Source organism: Sphingobacterium siyangense (genome assembly GCF_023277505.1).
In the GTDB taxonomy this organism is placed as follows: domain Bacteria; phylum Bacteroidota; class Bacteroidia; order Sphingobacteriales; family Sphingobacteriaceae; genus Sphingobacterium; species Sphingobacterium siyangense.
Genome location: NZ_CP080574.1, coordinates 2,410,752 through 2,427,607, shown reverse-complemented (window position 1 = coordinate 2,427,607; position 16,856 = coordinate 2,410,752). Strand labels below are relative to the sequence as shown.

Here is a 16,856-nt window from a genome sequence, read left to right as displayed (position 1 = left end):
AACTTCGCAAAGTTATAAAAATTTGTTATTTACAAAACTGAAATGACAAATAATTAGGCGTTTTTTCAGTAGGCTATTCAACGAGGAGGCCCCTGTACTGGTTTAAAGAGTTTTATATAAATTACAAGTATTATGCGTATTATTTTCATGGGTACTCCCGATTTTGCTGTAGCTTCACTTAAAGCACTGATTCAGTCTGGCGAACAAGTTGTCGCTGTGGTTACGGTACCGGACAAACCTGCAGGACGTGGACAAAAAATACATGAATCTGCTGTGAAAATATTTGCTACGCAACATAATATCCCAGTTCTTCAACCAGTGAAACTCCGTGATGAGGCATTTTTAGATGAACTGAAAAGTTTTCAGGCGGATCTACAGGTTGTGGTAGCATTCCGCATGCTTCCCGAGATCGTCTGGAATATGCCTAAATTTGGAACAATCAATGTCCACGCCTCACTCCTTCCGCAATACCGGGGCGCAGCACCGATAAATCATGCAATCATCAATGGAGAGAAAGAATCGGGCGTAACGACATTTTTACTACAGCACGAAATCGATACAGGAAACATCTTATTGTCGAAAAAAGTTGCGATCAAAGAAACGGACAACGCGGGCGATCTTCACGATAATCTCATGGTGGCCGGAGCAGAAACTCTTCTGCAAACCATCCAGCAATTAAAGGCTGGAACCCTGCAGCCAAAACCTCAGGAAGTCCTTCTAACAACGGAGCCACTCAAACATGCTCCAAAAATTTTCAAAGAAGACTGTAAAATAAACTGGGATCAGCCCACGGCACAAGTGTATAACTTCATTCGCGGTTTAAGCCCCTATCCAGCGGCATTTACCCTCTTAAATGATAAGGTCCTAAAAATCTATAGTACAGAAAAAGAACTTGTCAATACAGCTACAATACCGGGAACCATAGAAACTGACAAGAAAAGTTTCTTAAAAATTGCGGCGCAAGACGGCTATATTGTCATTTCTGACCTTCAACTCGAAGGGAAGAAAAGAATGAATGTAGTCGATTTTTTAAAAGGCTATCGATTTTAGCCTTTTTCATCACCACCATCATAATATTGCAGCAGATCACCAGGCTGACAGTCTAGCGCTTTGCATATCGCTTCAAGGGTATCTAATCGCAATGCCTTCGCCTTTTGATTCTTGATGATTGAAAGATTGGAAAGGGTAATTCCGACATTGTCACTCAATTGGTTAAGCGACATTTTTTTCTCTTTCATTATTTTATCCAAGTGAATTAAGATTGGCATAATATAATTTTTATTCTTTTAAATTTATTTAATGTCACTAATAAAACAAAAGATCCATCTTTTTGTTTTATCATAAAATTATCATTTTAAAATAAATTTGAGGAATGCATATTGCATAATAAATCAGCTACCGTCGAGTTAAATTGTCTAGAATAAGAAAAAAAAATTAAACCCTTTAGCACTTTAAATATCAAACAGTTGAATATTACAGCAACAGATAAGAAGAAAAAAAATATTAAAATGGAATAGTTTTTGATGATTAAAAATTGAAACTCAAAAAAACCTAACTCATTAAATATGAGTGGCTAGATAATCAATTTTCCATTAATAATTCAAAAATTTTTCGTATTTTCGCAAACATTTCTTAGAGAGGAGAATTAATAAAAATTAATGAGACAGCTCAAAATTACACAATCTATCACCAATCGTGAGTCACAGTCTTTGGACAAATACTTACACGAAATTGGTAAAGTAGACTTAATTACAGCAGAAGAAGAAGTAGAATTAGCACAGCGTATCCGCGAAGGCGATCAAGTTGCCTTGGAAAAATTGACTAAAACCAACCTTCGTTTCGTAGTATCAGTAGCAAAACAATATCAAAATCAAGGTTTAACCTTAGGTGATTTAATCAATGAAGGTAACCTGGGCTTAATTAAAGCAGCTAAACGTTTTGACGAGACAAAGGGGTTTAAATTCATTTCTTATGCCGTTTGGTGGATTCGCCAATCTATTCTTCAAGCAATTGCTGAACAATCGCGTATCGTACGTCTGCCATTGAACCAAGTCGGTTCATTGAGCAAAATCAGTAAGGCTTTCTCAAAACTAGAACAAGAATACGAACGGGAACCATCTCCAGAAGAATTGGCGGATATCCTTGAAACCACAGTAGACAAGGTTTCGGATACCCTAAGCAACTCTGGCCGTCACGTATCTATGGACGCTCCCTTTGTTCAAGGTGAAGAAAACACACTTTTGGACGTTTTGGAGAACCATGATCCAGACACAGACAGTTCTTTGATTGATGAATCTCTATCAGAAGAAATCAAACGATCATTGGCAACATTGACAGAAAGAGAACGTGAAATTATCGTACTTTTCTTTGGCTTAGGTTCCAATCACCAATTGTCGTTAGAGGAAATCGGAGAGAAATTCAATTTGACACGTGAACGTGTTCGTCAGATCAAAGATAAAGCTCTTCAGCGTTTGAGACACACTTCAAGAAGCAAAATCTTAAAATCCTATTTGGGTTAACAAGAGATACTTATTAAACATTTTGGCAATCCCAATCAGAAATGGTTGGGATTTTTTTGTCCATAATTTTTTGTCCAATAGAAAAAGGGTTGCCTACTGAGCAGGCAACCCTTTTTCTATTTTCCAAGACACCTGTTATTTAGAATCCGGCATCAAAATAAATTCAAAAAGTCGATCTCTTTTCAAATATTTCCCGGCAACGTCCTGCACCGACTTTGAAGTTACCTTCTTCAAATTGTCTATTCTTCGTGTATATCGCGTAAGATCAAGATCATTCTGATATGAACTTGATATGTAATTCAGCCAATAGCCATTTTCACGAAGATTTAATTCATTTTGTCGCTGTTGTTCTGCTAGGAACTTCTCAATATCTCCATTTTCGGGGCCCTGTTCCTGAATCTTTTTTACCTCATCCAATGCCGAAGCGATTAAAGCATCAGCCTTATCTACTGCGGAACCAAAACCAATGGAGAAAGCATAACGCGCTTTTGGCAGCTTACTAAAACTAGCCCGAGCGCCCACTCCATAAACACCACCTTCTTTTTCACGGAGTCTTTCAAGCAATTTGATCGTCAAAACACTCTCCAATGCTTCCATATTAACATTTTCAGTTTCATTATAGGTATAGTCCCCATAGTAGGCCAATTGCGTACTTGCCTTTTCTTCTTTTCCCTTATGAACAACCACGCGCTCTCCCTTGCTCGGCTCCAGAATATTTAAATCCTTATAGCTCTCCCCTCTTTTAAGGGCCGGCAATGAGGCAAGATAGGTTTCTAAATAAGGCTTGATCTGATTTTCGTCAAATGACCCCACAATTGTAAACACAAAATCCGAAGCATCCGCAAATCGTTCTTTGTAGATTGCCAAAGCACGCTCCCGATCAATTTTATTGATCGTTTCTACCGTTGGGTTTTGCCGACGGACATTGTTGCCATAAAGCACTTCTTTCACTTTATCCGAGAATACATTATTTGGATTGCTCAATCTATTTTCCAAAGATCCTTTTGCCCGGGTCATGGTACTCTGGAAAATATCCTCGTCCAAGCGAGGTTCAGTAAAATAACCATAAATCAATTCAAAAGCATTCTTCAATCCTTCTTTATCTGTACTACCTGAGATACCTTCGTAGCGTTCAGAAATGTACGGAGAGATCGAAACATCTTTTCCCGAAAGATACTTCGTAAGCTCAACGTTATTCATTTGTCCAACGCCGCTTGCATCAATTAAAGAGGATGCATTGGAGGCCGAAAAGTAATCAGCATCGTTATAGCCTGATGTTCCACCGGGGCTATACGCCATAATCTGTATCTCATCATTTTTAAAGTCCGTAGGCTTTAAGATCACTTTAACACCATTGCTTAAGGTCAATTCTTTCGCTCGAACGGCGTCAATATTTCTTGACGATACAACAGCGCCTTTCACCGGTTCTTTTGAAAGCAAGGGAAGATTGGACACTTTATCTTCATAAGCTGTCACAGGAGTCTCTTCAACTGCTTTTACCCAGCTCATTACGGTAGACTCAGCCGGTAAACTGGCCTTATCCTTCTCTGGCCCCATAACCAAAACATCGCGGTTCAGATCGGTATAATATTTTTTCACCAAGCCATTTACTTCTGACAGCTTCAACGTTGGTAACAGCTGTTTAGTCAAACGATAAGCATTTTCATTACTTAAAGCGGGTTCATCATCAATAAAATAATTTAGATAACGATTGACGTAACTATCCGATTTCTTTTTATCACGCTCGATAAAAGACATCTCGTTACCTTTTTTCATATCTGCGATGGCACGATCCAACTCCGTCTGTGTAAAACCGTATTTTTGAATGCGCTCAAATTCTGTTAGCATCGCTTTAAATCCGGATTCCAACTCGCCCGGTTTTGGGACCACCAGCAATGAAAAAGTATTGAGGTTAGCAACAAAATCACTGATACTTCCACCTGCCTGCATAAAAGGAGGGTTCGGTTGCTGCATCAATTCAGAAAAACGACCTGCGATCATCTGATTGAAAACACTCTTCAACAACTCGTTTCTATAATCTCCTACGGTGGAAACTTTTTCTTTTTCACTTTTGATCAAAATCTGCGCGACGGTATAAGGCAGTTCCGGATCTGAAATTGCCAAGAACTGGTTCTTGTTTAACAAATCAACACGATATTTTTTACGCTCCAATGCTTTTTTTGGCATTTTCATATCGGAAAACAAAACTTTCACCCTTTCTTCCATTTCCTTAGGATCAATATCGCCAACAATGATTAGAGCCTGTAAATCTGGGCGATACCAATCCTGGTGGAATTTTCGTATTTCTGTATAAGGAAATGTTTTCAGGATCTGTTCAGTTCCGATAGGCAAACGTTTGGAGTAAAGGGATCCATTGAGCAACATCGGAAAGTATTGATCCTGTAAACGCTGCTGCACTCCTCTTCCACCACGTTTTTCTTCGAGGATAACGCCCCGCTCTTTATCAATTTCTTCGCCATCCAACAAAGCATCCTGAGCCCAGTCGCGCATCACCTGCAAACCATTTTTTAAAAGTTCAGGATCATCAGAAGGAATTGGTAGCTGATAAACTGTCTGATCAAAGCTCGTATAGGCATTCAGATCCGAGCCAAATCGAACTCCTGCCTTTTGCAAGTAGTTAACCAATTCATTCTTTGGAAAATGCTTCAGGCCATTGAAGTTCATATGCTCTAAAAAATGTGCCAAACCAAGCTGTTTTTCATTTTCCAGAATAGAGCCGGCCTTCATGCCCAAATACATGGTGACACGCCCCTTAGGCTCGCTATTTTTACGAATGAAGTATGTAAATCCATTTTTCAGCTTCCCCGTGATGACTTCGTTGTCGAAGGGTAATTTTTGATTCAGGGCCAAACTATCTTGGGATAGAATTGCCCGTGCTTCCGCGGTTAACGTAGTTGGCTTTTTTGCTTCTGCAATATAGAATGTCGCCGGTAACAGAAAAGCTAATGCAAGTGGTTTAATGAATTTCATACAAAAAAATGTCTTTTTTTTTAGTCAGTTATTTTTGCTAATTGTTTTATATTAGGGTAAACGGAACTGGAGATCAATTGTCCCGATAAATAGTAAAATACAGATCAATACTTTTTTCATTATCCAAGGAGGAACCGGGTCCCTCCATTAGGGAACGTCTCTTTGTGTTACTTATAATCTGTAAAAATTCCAGCTAAAAATACAGAATAACTTTCGAAAAGAACAACAGTTAATTGTAATTTTGTTGCAAATGGATTTTGAAAACTGGAGTGATATAAAAAAGGAATTCGAACAATTCTTAAAGTTCGAAAGAGGCTTGAGCATTAATTCAATTGATGCATACTTAAATGATGTATCCAAATTTCAGATCTACTGTGAAGACAATCATTTGGTTTTAAACACCGTAACGAGAAAGAATATACAGGAGTTTTTGGCTTGGTTGCAGGAATTTAATATTTCGCCCTTCACACAATCCAGGTTGATATCTGGCCTTAAGACTTTCTTTAGCTTTTTGATGATCGAGCATGAATTCGTCAACAATCCGACCGATCTCCTTCAGGCGCCACGCTTGGCACGCAAGCTGCCCAGCGTTTTGAGCATACAGGAGATCGATCAATTAATCTCGGCAATCGATCTTTCTTCACCCGAAGGTGAACGTAATAAAACGATCATCGAAATCTTATACGGATGTGGTCTCCGTGTTTCCGAACTTGTCAACCTCAAAATATCAAACCTTTTTTTAGATGTAGAATTTATCAAAGTTGAGGGCAAAGGAAGCAAAGAACGCCTAATTCCAATTGGCCAACACGCCATTAAACACCTTCGCATCTACTTAGAAACGGTCAGACCTCATATCAAGATTAAGGCCGGAAATGAAGATATTGTATTCCTCAACAGAAGAGGCGCCGCATTATCGCGGGTTATGATCTTCTTGATCATTAAGGAACTTGCCGCAAAAATCGGGTTACAAAAAACCATCAGCCCACATACCTTTAGACATAGCTTTGCATCACACCTTGTGGAAGGCGGTGCCGACTTAAGAGCTGTACAAGATATGCTCGGTCATGAAAGTATCACCACGACCGAAATATATACACACATCGATAGGGACTACCTTCATTCCATTATTACGCAATATCACCCCAGATCTTAACTATATCGATTTCTCCTGCTTGGACATTCGGATAAGATGTGCCAAATTTTTCACCACACGATCGTGTTTCAAAACGAATGGATTGTTTTTATCCCACACGTATCCCGCTAATATTGCACAAATGCTACGTTTCACCTCCGGGTTTTCGGGTTGATGATAAAATAACTCCTGCAGATTGCCTGTATACCATTCCTGTATATATGTTGTAAAAACTGCAATCCCATCTTTCATATAGTCTTCAAATTCTGACTGCCAATCCACTGTTTCACCCTCGATCTGCCTTAAAGCTAACTTCGCCGCCAAAATACCAGATTCTGTAGCGAAACACACACCGGAAGAAAAAACAGGGTCCAGGAATTCGGAACTATTACCGGTTAAGGCATACCCTGGCCCATACATTTTGCTCACCGCGGTAGAATAATTACTCAACTTACGGGGTTCAAAAACAAAAGGGACATCACCAAACCGCTTAACATAGTAATCGGACAGTTGAATAGCCTTATTTAGCGCTGTAGTCGTATCTTCCCCCAGACTTTCGATGAACGAAGTTGGCCCCACAATTCCAACAGAAGTATTGCCATTGGAAAATGGAATTACCCACAACCAAACCTGCGTTTCCAATATATCAAAAGAAATCAGACTACCTTCTTGCCCTAGCGGTCGATTAACATCATTGACATGGCTGAATATCGCCGAATGAGGGCTTAAACGTGAGGGTTGGTCCAAATTTAACATGCGGGGCAAAACTCGACCATAACCTGAACAATCGATCAGAAAGTTTGCCTCTATTTTTGTTTCAACACCTTGGCTATCGCATACCGTAGTGATCGATTTTGCACCATCAAATTGTACGTCAGTTACTTCTGTACCGAAGGAAAGATCTACTTCTTTACGTATAAGCTCATTCGCCATTTCCTGATCGAAATCAGCTCTCGGTATCTGCCAGGTCCAATCCCAACCTTCAGAAAATTTGTCTGAAAAATCGAAAATACAGACTTCTTTCCCGCGTATAAACCGCGCTCCAAATTTCTTTTCGAAACCTTGCGCATCCAACGCATCAAACAGCCCGGCTTCATCAAAATGATCCATCACGCGCGGTATCAGACTCTCTCCTACCACGATTCTCGGAAACTGGCTTTTTTCAACAACCTTTACCCTTGCCCCCTGTTTTTGTAAATACCCAGCAGCAACCGAACCGGAAGGTCCCGCCCCGATGATCAAAATGTCAACCTGTTCAACGTTCATTATACGCTTTGATTAAAAGAAAAAAATATTAATTTCGTGCCTGATTAATAATTGCCAAATCTATTCACAAAAAATAAAATAAAAAAAACAATTTCGAGAGTTTTTCAAAATTGCTACCCCATAAATCATGAGCTTACTCACCAACCATTTAGATTTAAAACAGTTTATCCAAATAACCTACGGAAACGAAAAATTGGATATCGATGACGATATTTGGGAAAAAGTAGACGCTAGCCACAATTTTCTTCAGAAATTTGCTGAAAACAAAGTAATTTATGGTGTCAATACCGGTTTTGGCCCCATGGCTCAATATCGAATTAAAGACGAAGACCGCACTAAACTTCAATACAACCTAATTCGCAGCCACGCCTCAGGAACAGGACGACTTCTTGATCCGCTTCAGGTAAAAAGCACGATTTTAGCACGCTTAAATACATTAACTCTCGGTTATTCAGGAGTCCATAAATCCACCATTGCTTTGATGAGAGAATTGATCAACCGCGATATTTATCCAGTTATTTTTGCACACGGTGGTGTCGGTGCCAGTGGTGATCTCGTACAGCTCGCACATTTGGCCCTCGTATTAATTGGTGAGGGTGAGGTAATGTATAAAAACGAACGAATTCCAACCAAACAGGCTTTTGATGCCGAAGGCCTGGCCCCTCTTCAGATTGTTCTACGTGAGGGTTTGGCACTGATCAATGGAACTTCGGTCATGACCGGGATTGGGATACTAAACTGGAACCATGCGCAAAAGGCCTTATCTTGGTCCATCAAAGCAGCCTGTGCAATCAATGAAATCGTTCAAGCTTATGACGATCATTTTTCGGAAGCGTTAAATCAAAGCAAAAAGCATCCTGGACAACAAGCTATTGCCAAAAAAATGCGCAGTCACCTTGCAAGCAGTAAGTTGATTCGAAAACGCGAGGACCACCTGTATACCGGTGAAAATCAAGAGGATATTTTCAAAGACAAAGTACAGGAATATTATTCCGTCCGTTGTGTTCCGCAAATATTGGGTCCGGTTTCGGATACCATTAACAATGCAGGCACCGTGCTTGAGCATGAACTAAATTCAGCCAACGACAATCCCATCATTGATCTAAACGATCAACATGTGTATCATGGCGGCAATTTTCATGGCGACTATATTTCACTGGAAATGGATAAACTTAAATTGGTTATGACCAAGATGACAATGCTTGCGGAAAGACAATTGAATTATCTACTCAACAGCAAGATCAATGAGATTTTCCCGCCTTTCGTAAATTTAGGCACATTAGGACTAAATTTTGGCATGCAGGGTGTCCAATTTACGGCAACTTCCACAACAGCGGAATCCCAAGCGCTAAGCACTTCGCTCTACATCCATAGCATTCCCAACAATAATGACAACCAAGATATTGTTAGCATGGGTACGAATGCAGCAATGTCATGCAGTCAGATCATCGAAAATTCCTTTGAAGTGCTGGCGATAGAATTTATTACTTTAGCGCAGGCAATTGACCATTTAGGTTGTCAGGAAAAATTAGCCAAAGAAACACTATCTTGGTATACGGACCTCCGTAATTTGTTTCCGGCCTTTGCCGAGGATCAAGTAATGTATCCGATTATTAAAAAAGTAAAAGAATACTTAATCAATAAAAATCATGATTAAAAGGCTCACATTCGGCGGATTATTTATACTATCATGCACCTTCGCATCTGCGCAACAATTGGCGCGGGTACAAGAAAAGGGACTTGTCGGATTTATCAATAAAGATGGATCGTTTCAGATTACACCTCAATTCAAAAATGCTCAAGATCAATCCGAAGGAAAGATTGCTGTTTATGATGGTAGCAGGTGGGGATTTGTAGATAAAGATGCGAATTATATTATTCAACCTCAATACGTCAATGCCAAATCCTTCAGTCAGGGAATGGCGATGGTGAAATCTGCAAGCGGTTGGCTTTACATCGACTCTCTCGGGCAGGAATTGAAGTCGATCTCTAGCAAGCGGGTTTATGAATTCAATGATGGTGTTGCTTTTTATCGTGATGCGACCAATTTAGTCGGTCTCATCAACAACAAACAAGAGGTTGTGCTTCCACCAACTTATGATGTCATCCGTCCATTTAAGGATGGCTACGCTAAAGTCGCCAAAAATAAAAAATGGGGTGTCATTGACAATCAGGGAAAAGAGGTCGTCGCTCCAAATTATGATGATATCGGCGATTTTAATGTTGGATTGGTATGGGCAAAAAAACAGAACAACTGGTTTCTCGTATCTGGTCAAAAAGAAATTGCTCTCCCCGGTATTTCAAAAATTGAAAATATTGACAACCCCGACTTTATCCTTGTTCAGCAAGGAAATAAAATCGGTTTTATGGCATCGGATGGCAAATGGGTGATACCTGCAACTTATGATGATGCGCGAAATTTTCAGGAAGGTCTAGCGCCCGTGAAATTAAATGGGAAATGGGGATATATTGATACTACAGGTAAAATGGTCATCCCTACGGCCTATCAGGATGCCCTTTCATTTTCTCCGGAGGGCCTCGCTGCAGTTAAAAACAGTAAATGGGGATTCATCGATAAAAATGCCAAAGTTATCATCCCCTTTCAATATGAGATTACTGCGGCGCTAACGTTTAAGAAACAGGAGAAGGGATTTATCGATGGTTTAGCGCGAGTTAAACTCAATGGCAAATGGGGATTTATTGACACCAAAGGAAACCTTTTAGGGAACAAATGGTTTGATAATGCAGAATTATTTCAAAATTAATATACATATTGTAGGATGAAATGCGCTTTAGTTACAGGAGGATCAAGGGGAATTGGCAGGGCAATTTGTCTTAAACTGGCTCAAGAATTGGGCTATCATGTGTTGATCAACTTTCAGCATAATGAAACTGCAGCATTAGAAACACTTGCTGCTATAGAAGCAAAGGGCGGTAGTGGTTCGCTTCTAAAATTCGACGTCGCAGATAAATCCGCAGTCGACAAGGCCTTATCTACCTGGGAATCGAGCCATCCCGAAGCTCAGCTTGAGGTTATCGTCAACAATGCCGGTATAGCCAAAGATGGCTTGTTTATGTGGATGCCAGCTGAAGATTGGTCCTCGGTAATCAACACAACTGTCAATGGTTTCTATCATGTTACCCAATTTTTTATACAGAAACTGTTACGCCAGCGTTATGGTCGTATCATCAATATGATTTCCGTATCCGGTGTGAAAGGTACAGCTGGTCAAACCAACTATTCGGCGGCCAAAGCGGCTTTGCTAGGTGCCACTAAAGCGCTGGCTCAGGAGGTTGCCAAACGGAATATCACCGTCAATGCTGTGGCACCTGGATTTATTCACAGTGACATGACTGCCGATATGGACGAAAAGGAACTAAAAAAATTGATTCCGGCCAATAGATTTGGAGAACCTGAGGAAGTCGCTGACCTCGTCACCTTTTTAGCTTCTTCAAAAGCTGGCTATATTACGGGGGAAGTAATTAATATAAATGGAGGAATTTATTCGTAAATTTATGGAGCAAAGAGTAGTGATCACGGGGATGGGAATATATTCCTGCTTGGGGACATCATTGGAAGAAGTAAAAGATTCTCTGCAACAAGGAAAATCAGGGATTATCTTCGATGAAGAACGAAAAACTTTTGGATTTCGTTCCGCATTAACCGGTGCCGTTCCACAACCAAATTTAAAACATGAATTGAACCGCCGTCAGCGAATATCCATTGGCGAAGAAACAGAATATGCATATTTGGCTACGATGGAAGCCTTAAAAAATGCAGCCATTGACGATACTTTTCTCGATGAACATGAAATTGGTATTCTCTATGGAAATGATTCGGTCTCCAAAGCCATTATTGAAGCTGTTGATATTGTACGCGAGAAAAAGGATACCAGCCTGATAGGTTCTGGAGCGATTTTTAAATCAATGAACTCCACGGTAACCATGAATCTCTCCACGATATTCCGTTTAAAAGGCATTAACATGACGATATCCGCCGCCTGTGCCTCCGGATCCCATTCTCTAGGGCTTGGATTTAACCTGATTAAAAGTGGCATGCAAGATATGATTATCTGTGGTGGAGCGCAAGAGATCAATAAATATGCCATGGCCAGTTTTGATGGTTTAGGTGTTTTTGGAGATGATACCCTGCCGGCTACAACAGTATCACGTCCCTTTGACAAAGATCGGTCCGGATTGGTACCTTCTGGCGGCGCCGCTACAATAATTATAGAAAGTTATGAATCCGCGGTACGTAGAGGAGCCCCTATCCTAGCGGAAATTGTAGGTTATGGATTTTCATCCAATGGAGGGCATATTTCTACACCAAATGTCGAAGGACCGGCCTTGGCCATGGAACGCGCAATTAAACAAGCTGGCGTTAAACCCTCCGATATTGCCTACATCAACGCACATGCCACATCCACCCCTGTAGGCGATGCCAATGAAGCACAGGCTATCTTGCAGGTATTCGGTGAAAGCCAACCTTTTGTCAGCTCCACAAAATCTATGACAGGCCATGAATGTTGGATGGCAGGCGCCAGTGAGATCATCTATTCCAACATCATGATGTTAAATGGTTTTATGGCTCCAAACATTAATTTTGAAAATCCGGATGAACATTCAGCCAAATTAAATATCGTTAAACAAACCGTATTTAAAGAATTTGACCTATATTTGTCCAATTCTTTTGGCTTTGGGGGAACAAACTCTGCATTAGTCATTAAAAAAATAAACGATTAACTTATAAAAATGATTTCTGAAAAGATTAACGAAATACTTGTTGATGAGTTTGAAGTGGATGTTAATTTAATCCAACCGAATCTAAATTTAAAAGATACATTAAATTTAGACAGTTTGGATTATGTCGATCTTGTCGTTATCATTGAGTCCAATTTTGGTGTCAAATTGGTCGAAGCCGATTTCACAAATATCCAAACCTTCCAAGATTTTTATGACCTCATCAAACGTAAGACAGCTCATAACTAAGTCAATGTTTACCAATGAGTCAGTGGAAAGGACAATCGAAAGGTAGTGTCTTAGGATATCGAATCTTTGTATTCTGTATTCAAAAGCTAGGAATCCGTACAGCTTATCTGCTGCTGGTATTTGTAGCTTTTTATTATTTCCTGACTTCTTGGAGTAGCAACCGTTCTATCTATTATTACCTAAGATATCGACTAAAATATTCACTTCCTTCAACGCTCATTGGATTTTACCGGAGTTACTTTACTTTCGGTCAAATCCTGATCGATAAAACAGCCATAGCTGCGGGTATGCGCAACAGATTCAGCTATGAATTTGACGGTATTGCGATTTTAAAATCCGCCTTGGAGAAAAAAAACGGTGGTATCCTGTTATCAGCACATATCGGTAACTTTGAAATCGCCTCTTATTTCCTGGAGGACATCAATATCGAAAATCAGATTAATCTGGTTATTTCGGACCGCGAACATCAAGCCATCAAATCATACTTGGCAAAAGTATCGCGTAAATCGACCGTAAAATTCATCGTTATCCAAGAAGACCTCTCCCACGTATTTGCCATCAATGAAGCACTTACAAACAATGAACTAATTGTCTTTACAGGTGATCGCTATCTAGATGGCACAAAAACTCTTTCAGCAGATTTACTGGGCAAAAACACACAATTTCCAGCTGGTCCATTTTTAATCGCTTCCAGGCTCAAGGTTCCTGTTATTTTTGTCTATGTCATGAAAGAACCTAAGCTCCACTATCATCTCTATGCACGCGAAGTGGAAGTGAAACACCGTGACGCTCAAGGCTTGCTACAAACCTATTGTCAGTCGCTAACCTATATGATCAAAAAATATCCAATGCAGTGGTTTAACTTCTACGATTTCTGGAAGGACTATTCCCAATAAACATCCACAGTTCTGTTTACATTATTTATCTGAAGAAACAAAAAAAACACAGCAGAGGCGCTGTGCTAAAACCGATCAAAAGCAATTTTGCGCTACTTGAAACCTATGATTTTATCTTTTAATTAGTACCTTTGGGTGAACTTTTTTAGACAAATGACAGCTGCCCCATTTCCAATAGTCGATAACATATTTTTACAGAATTTATTACCTCATCGTGCTCCGATGGTTATGATTGACTGCCTGTACGATTTCACCGAAAAGACAGTGGCAGCAGGTTTAACTATTCAAGAAGATAATATTTTTATGGAAGATGGTGTATTATTGGAAGCGGGTATTATTGAACACATGGCGCAATCCATTGCTTTACATACTGGCTATAGCTTTTATATTAAACAACAAACTGCACCTATAGGTTATCTCGGTACAATAAAAAGTATTTCAATAGATTCCTTCCCTCAGGTCGGAGAAAAATTGCTGACCAAAGCAACGATTCTACAAGAGTTTATGGGGGTTACACTCGTTTCCGTAGAAAGCTTTGTAGGAGATCGACAGATCGCTCAAGCTGAAATAAAAAGTGTAATAGCTTCTTCATGATTATGGCAAAAAATAAACGAACTGAACAAGTTAATCAGATTACTTGGACAAGCCCCTTACGTATACGTTTCAATGAAGTCGATTCGTTGGGGATAGTTTGGCATGGCCATTACATCAGTTATTTTGAAGATGGCCGAGAATCTTTCGGCATGGAACATGGACTGACCTATCTAGATATTCATGGCCATGGTTATACAACACCGATCGTGAAGAGTACCTGCGAACATAAACTCCCATTAAAATATGGTGACAATGCACGTATTGAAACATCCCTATTGGATACCAAAGCAGCAAAGATTATTTATCGTTACCGCATCCTAAATGACAACAATCAGGTTGTCTGCCTAGGTGAAACGATCCAGGTATTTTTAGATTCTTCAGGAAACTTACAATTGTATACTCCGGACTTTTTTCAGCAATGGAAAAATCGGCTTGATTTTGTCAGCAAATGAAAAAGGTGTATTTAGGCCCATACAATTGTGTATCCCCCATAGGTAATAATCTGACAGACACCTGGAATGCCCTTGTTAGCGGCAAATCAGGAATCAAGTTGACCGACTTCGCTGAATTACATGGAGACGTTTACGCCGCTATTGTTGAAGAAGAACAACTGGATCAGCATTTAAACAAGTTGCTACAGAACACACAGCTCCCCTTCGATGCGGCATTCTCAAAACTAGAAAAGCTCATGATATCCGCATTAGTACCTCTTGTCAAAGCAGTTGTTATTACACAAGAGACTGAATTAATCGTATCAACAACCAAGGGCAATATCGCGCAATGCACAGGCGGAGCAAACGATATTGTTGCAGCAAGCCTTCCCGTACTGGCTCAAAGAATAGCCGATTTTTTTGGTTTTAAACGGCCTCCGATAATCATTAGCAATGCCTGTGTATCGGGTCTACAGGCCATCTCGACCGCTAAACGACTTATACAGATGGATTATTGTAAAGATGCCATTATCGTTGCTGGAGACCTGGTCAGTGAATTTGTCGTTTCAGGATTTAAGTCTTTTCAGGCCCTAAGTAACACGGTCTGTAAACCCTATGACGAGTCTAGACAGGGCTTAAATCTCGGCGAAGCAGCGGCAGCAATTCATGTCACCGGCCAACAATTAACAGATCAAGAATTCTTTATCGCCGGCGAAGCCTCAATCAACGACGCAAATCACATTTCAGGACCATCACGTACAGGCGAAGGACTGAGACTTAGCATCGCATCTGCATTGGCCGAAGCCAAATTAGAACCAAAATCTGTTGATTTTATTTGTGCACATGGAACAGCCACAATTTACAACGATGAAATGGAAGCTGTGGCCATACATCATTCCGGATTAGCCACTAAACCGATCAATAGCTTAAAAGGGTACTTCGGTCATACCTTGGGAACCGCAGGGCTCATCGAGAGTATTATTTCCTTGGAATGCTTACGAAATAATGTACTACTCCCCAGTTTAGGCTATCAAAAACAAGGTACTTCATTACCTCTAGCGGTTGTCACTGAACTATTGGAACAACCCCAACCACTTATTCGCTGCTTAAAAACAGCATCGGGATTTGCTGGCACAAATACAGCCGTATTATTTGAAAGGGAGTTACGATAAGCATGGAACAACACTATCAAATCAGCAGGCATTGCCGCATCGATACACAAGGCGTATATGTTAATGGTGAACAGATCTCAGCAGCAATATCCTCAGATTTTGCTACTTTTTCAAAAGCATTTTACTATTCATTAGAAACGACTTACCCGAAGTTTTTCAAGATGGATAACCTCAGCAAATTAGCTTGGCTAGGAGCTGAATTACTATTGAAAGAGGAAAAAACAAAGAATATCGGCATTGTCTTGTCGAATAGGCACAGTAGCCTTGATACCGACTTAAAGCACCTTAATACCATCGCAGACAAGGAGCAGTACTATCCCAGTCCTGCTATATTTGTATATACCCTGCCCAATGTCTGTATGGGTGAAATTGCGATTAGGCATAACCTGCAAACGGAAAATATCTTTTTTGTTTCAGCGCAATTCGACAGTCAACTTGCAGTAAATTACTGCAATTACCTTTTAAATTCCAGCAGAGTGGAAAAGGTACTATGCGGTTGGGTCAATTATACGGAAGGAAACTATAAATTGGTTTTGTATCTTGTGGAAAAAACAGGCATTTTAGCACATCATTTAAATGTCGTAAGACAACTAACACAATAAAGAATGGAAGAGTTGAAATCGGAATTAAAAACGAAAATCATTGAAGCCTTAAACTTAGAAGAAGTCACTGTAGATGAAATTGAAGATCAGGCGCCATTATTTGGAGATGGCCTAGGACTAGACTCTATTGATGCATTGGAGCTGACTGTTTTATTGGATAAGGATTATGGTATTAAAGTTACTGACCCAAAAATCGGAAAGACTATTTTTCAATCCATTGAAACATTGGCAACCTATATTTCAGAAAATAGAACGAAATAAAAC

At 40.0% G+C, this 16,856-nt stretch carries 17 protein-coding genes; 14 read left to right on the top strand and 3 right to left on the bottom strand.

The genetic code is table 11. The features are described 5' to 3' along the window. Window positions 1-132 precede the first annotated feature (132 nt). Window positions 133-1,050, top strand: a complete 918-nt coding sequence (gene fmt, locus K2F45_RS09770; RefSeq protein WP_248933420.1) for a methionyl-tRNA formyltransferase — start codon at window positions 133-135, stop codon at window positions 1,048-1,050. Here fmt and K2F45_RS09765 read toward each other — a convergent pair. Next, the gene (locus K2F45_RS09765; protein ID WP_046675813.1) at window positions 1,047-1,268 is read right to left on the bottom strand and encodes a helix-turn-helix domain-containing protein; all 222 of its coding nucleotides are present in this window, start codon (window positions 1,266-1,268) and stop codon (window positions 1,047-1,049) included. The genes fmt and K2F45_RS09765 overlap by 4 nt on opposite strands. 390 nt (window positions 1,269-1,658) lie before the next feature. Between K2F45_RS09765 and K2F45_RS09760 the strand changes: the two genes are divergently transcribed. Then, window positions 1,659-2,519: a sigma-70 family RNA polymerase sigma factor gene (locus tag K2F45_RS09760; protein ID WP_028068906.1), complete on the top strand. Its 861-nt coding sequence runs from the start codon at window positions 1,659-1,661 to the stop codon at window positions 2,517-2,519. 135 nt (window positions 2,520-2,654) lie between these two features. Here the strand turns inward: K2F45_RS09760 and K2F45_RS09755 are convergent, their stop codons facing one another. Continuing rightward, complete coding sequence (locus tag K2F45_RS09755) at window positions 2,655-5,510, bottom strand: M16 family metallopeptidase (protein ID WP_248933419.1); 2,856 nt, start codon at window positions 5,508-5,510, stop codon at window positions 2,655-2,657. 250 nt (window positions 5,511-5,760) lie between these two features. Here K2F45_RS09755 and xerD point away from each other — a divergent pair, with 250 nt between their 5' ends. Continuing rightward, window positions 5,761-6,663 (top strand): site-specific tyrosine recombinase XerD, encoded by a 903-nt coding sequence (xerD, locus tag K2F45_RS09750; RefSeq protein WP_248933418.1) that lies wholly within the window; start codon window positions 5,761-5,763, stop codon window positions 6,661-6,663. Here xerD and K2F45_RS09745 read toward each other — a convergent pair whose 3' ends face one another. Next, window positions 6,664-7,908, bottom strand: a complete 1,245-nt coding sequence (locus tag K2F45_RS09745) for an NAD(P)/FAD-dependent oxidoreductase (RefSeq protein ID WP_248933417.1) — start codon at window positions 7,906-7,908, stop codon at window positions 6,664-6,666. It lies immediately after the preceding gene. 127 nt (window positions 7,909-8,035) lie between these two features. Between K2F45_RS09745 and flxA the strand changes: the two genes are divergently transcribed. From flxA to K2F45_RS09690, 11 genes are all read left to right on the top strand, one after another. Then, entirely contained in the window at window positions 8,036-9,565 is a 1,530-nt protein-coding gene (flxA, locus tag K2F45_RS09740) for a flexirubin biosynthesis tyrosine ammonia-lyase FlxA (protein WP_248933416.1), read from the top strand. Continuing rightward, window positions 9,558-10,673: a WG repeat-containing protein gene (locus tag K2F45_RS09735; RefSeq protein ID WP_248933415.1), complete on the top strand. Its 1,116-nt coding sequence runs from the start codon at window positions 9,558-9,560 to the stop codon at window positions 10,671-10,673. The genes flxA and K2F45_RS09735 overlap by 8 nt, the downstream gene beginning before the upstream one ends. Window positions 10,674-10,688: 15 nt before the next feature. Next, window positions 10,689-11,420 (top strand): flexirubin biosynthesis SDR family reductase FlxB, encoded by a 732-nt coding sequence (gene flxB, locus K2F45_RS09730; protein WP_248933414.1) that lies wholly within the window; start codon window positions 10,689-10,691, stop codon window positions 11,418-11,420. A 4-nt stretch (window positions 11,421-11,424) separates the two neighbouring features. Then, window positions 11,425-12,651: a beta-ketoacyl-[acyl-carrier-protein] synthase family protein gene (locus K2F45_RS09725; protein ID WP_120334948.1), complete on the top strand. Its 1,227-nt coding sequence runs from the start codon at window positions 11,425-11,427 to the stop codon at window positions 12,649-12,651. Between the two features lie 9 nt (window positions 12,652-12,660). Then, complete coding sequence (locus tag K2F45_RS09720; RefSeq protein WP_248933413.1) at window positions 12,661-12,897, top strand: acyl carrier protein; 237 nt, start codon at window positions 12,661-12,663, stop codon at window positions 12,895-12,897. Window positions 12,898-12,911: 14 nt separating this feature from the next. Further along, window positions 12,912-13,793, top strand: a complete 882-nt coding sequence (locus tag K2F45_RS09715) for an LpxL/LpxP family acyltransferase (protein WP_088161037.1) — start codon at window positions 12,912-12,914, stop codon at window positions 13,791-13,793. Window positions 13,794-13,928: 135 nt separating this feature from the next. Next, window positions 13,929-14,387: a hotdog family protein gene (locus K2F45_RS09710; protein ID WP_248933412.1), complete on the top strand. Its 459-nt coding sequence runs from the start codon at window positions 13,929-13,931 to the stop codon at window positions 14,385-14,387. Between the two features lie 2 nt (window positions 14,388-14,389). Then, entirely contained in the window at window positions 14,390-14,839 is a 450-nt protein-coding gene (locus K2F45_RS09705; RefSeq protein ID WP_083663564.1) for an acyl-CoA thioesterase, read from the top strand. Beyond that, entirely contained in the window at window positions 14,836-15,990 is a 1,155-nt protein-coding gene (locus tag K2F45_RS09700; RefSeq protein WP_248933411.1) for a beta-ketoacyl synthase N-terminal-like domain-containing protein, read from the top strand. Before K2F45_RS09705 ends, K2F45_RS09700 begins: the two co-directional genes overlap by 4 nt. A gap of 2 nt (window positions 15,991-15,992) precedes the next feature. After that, on the top strand, window positions 15,993-16,592 hold the full coding sequence (locus tag K2F45_RS09695; protein WP_075991966.1) for a beta-ketoacyl-[acyl-carrier-protein] synthase family protein: 600 nt from the start codon (window positions 15,993-15,995) through the stop codon (window positions 16,590-16,592). Between the two features lie 3 nt (window positions 16,593-16,595). Continuing rightward, the gene (locus K2F45_RS09690; RefSeq protein WP_075991965.1) at window positions 16,596-16,853 is read left to right on the top strand and encodes a phosphopantetheine-binding protein; all 258 of its coding nucleotides are present in this window, start codon (window positions 16,596-16,598) and stop codon (window positions 16,851-16,853) included. Window positions 16,854-16,856 lie beyond the last annotated feature (3 nt).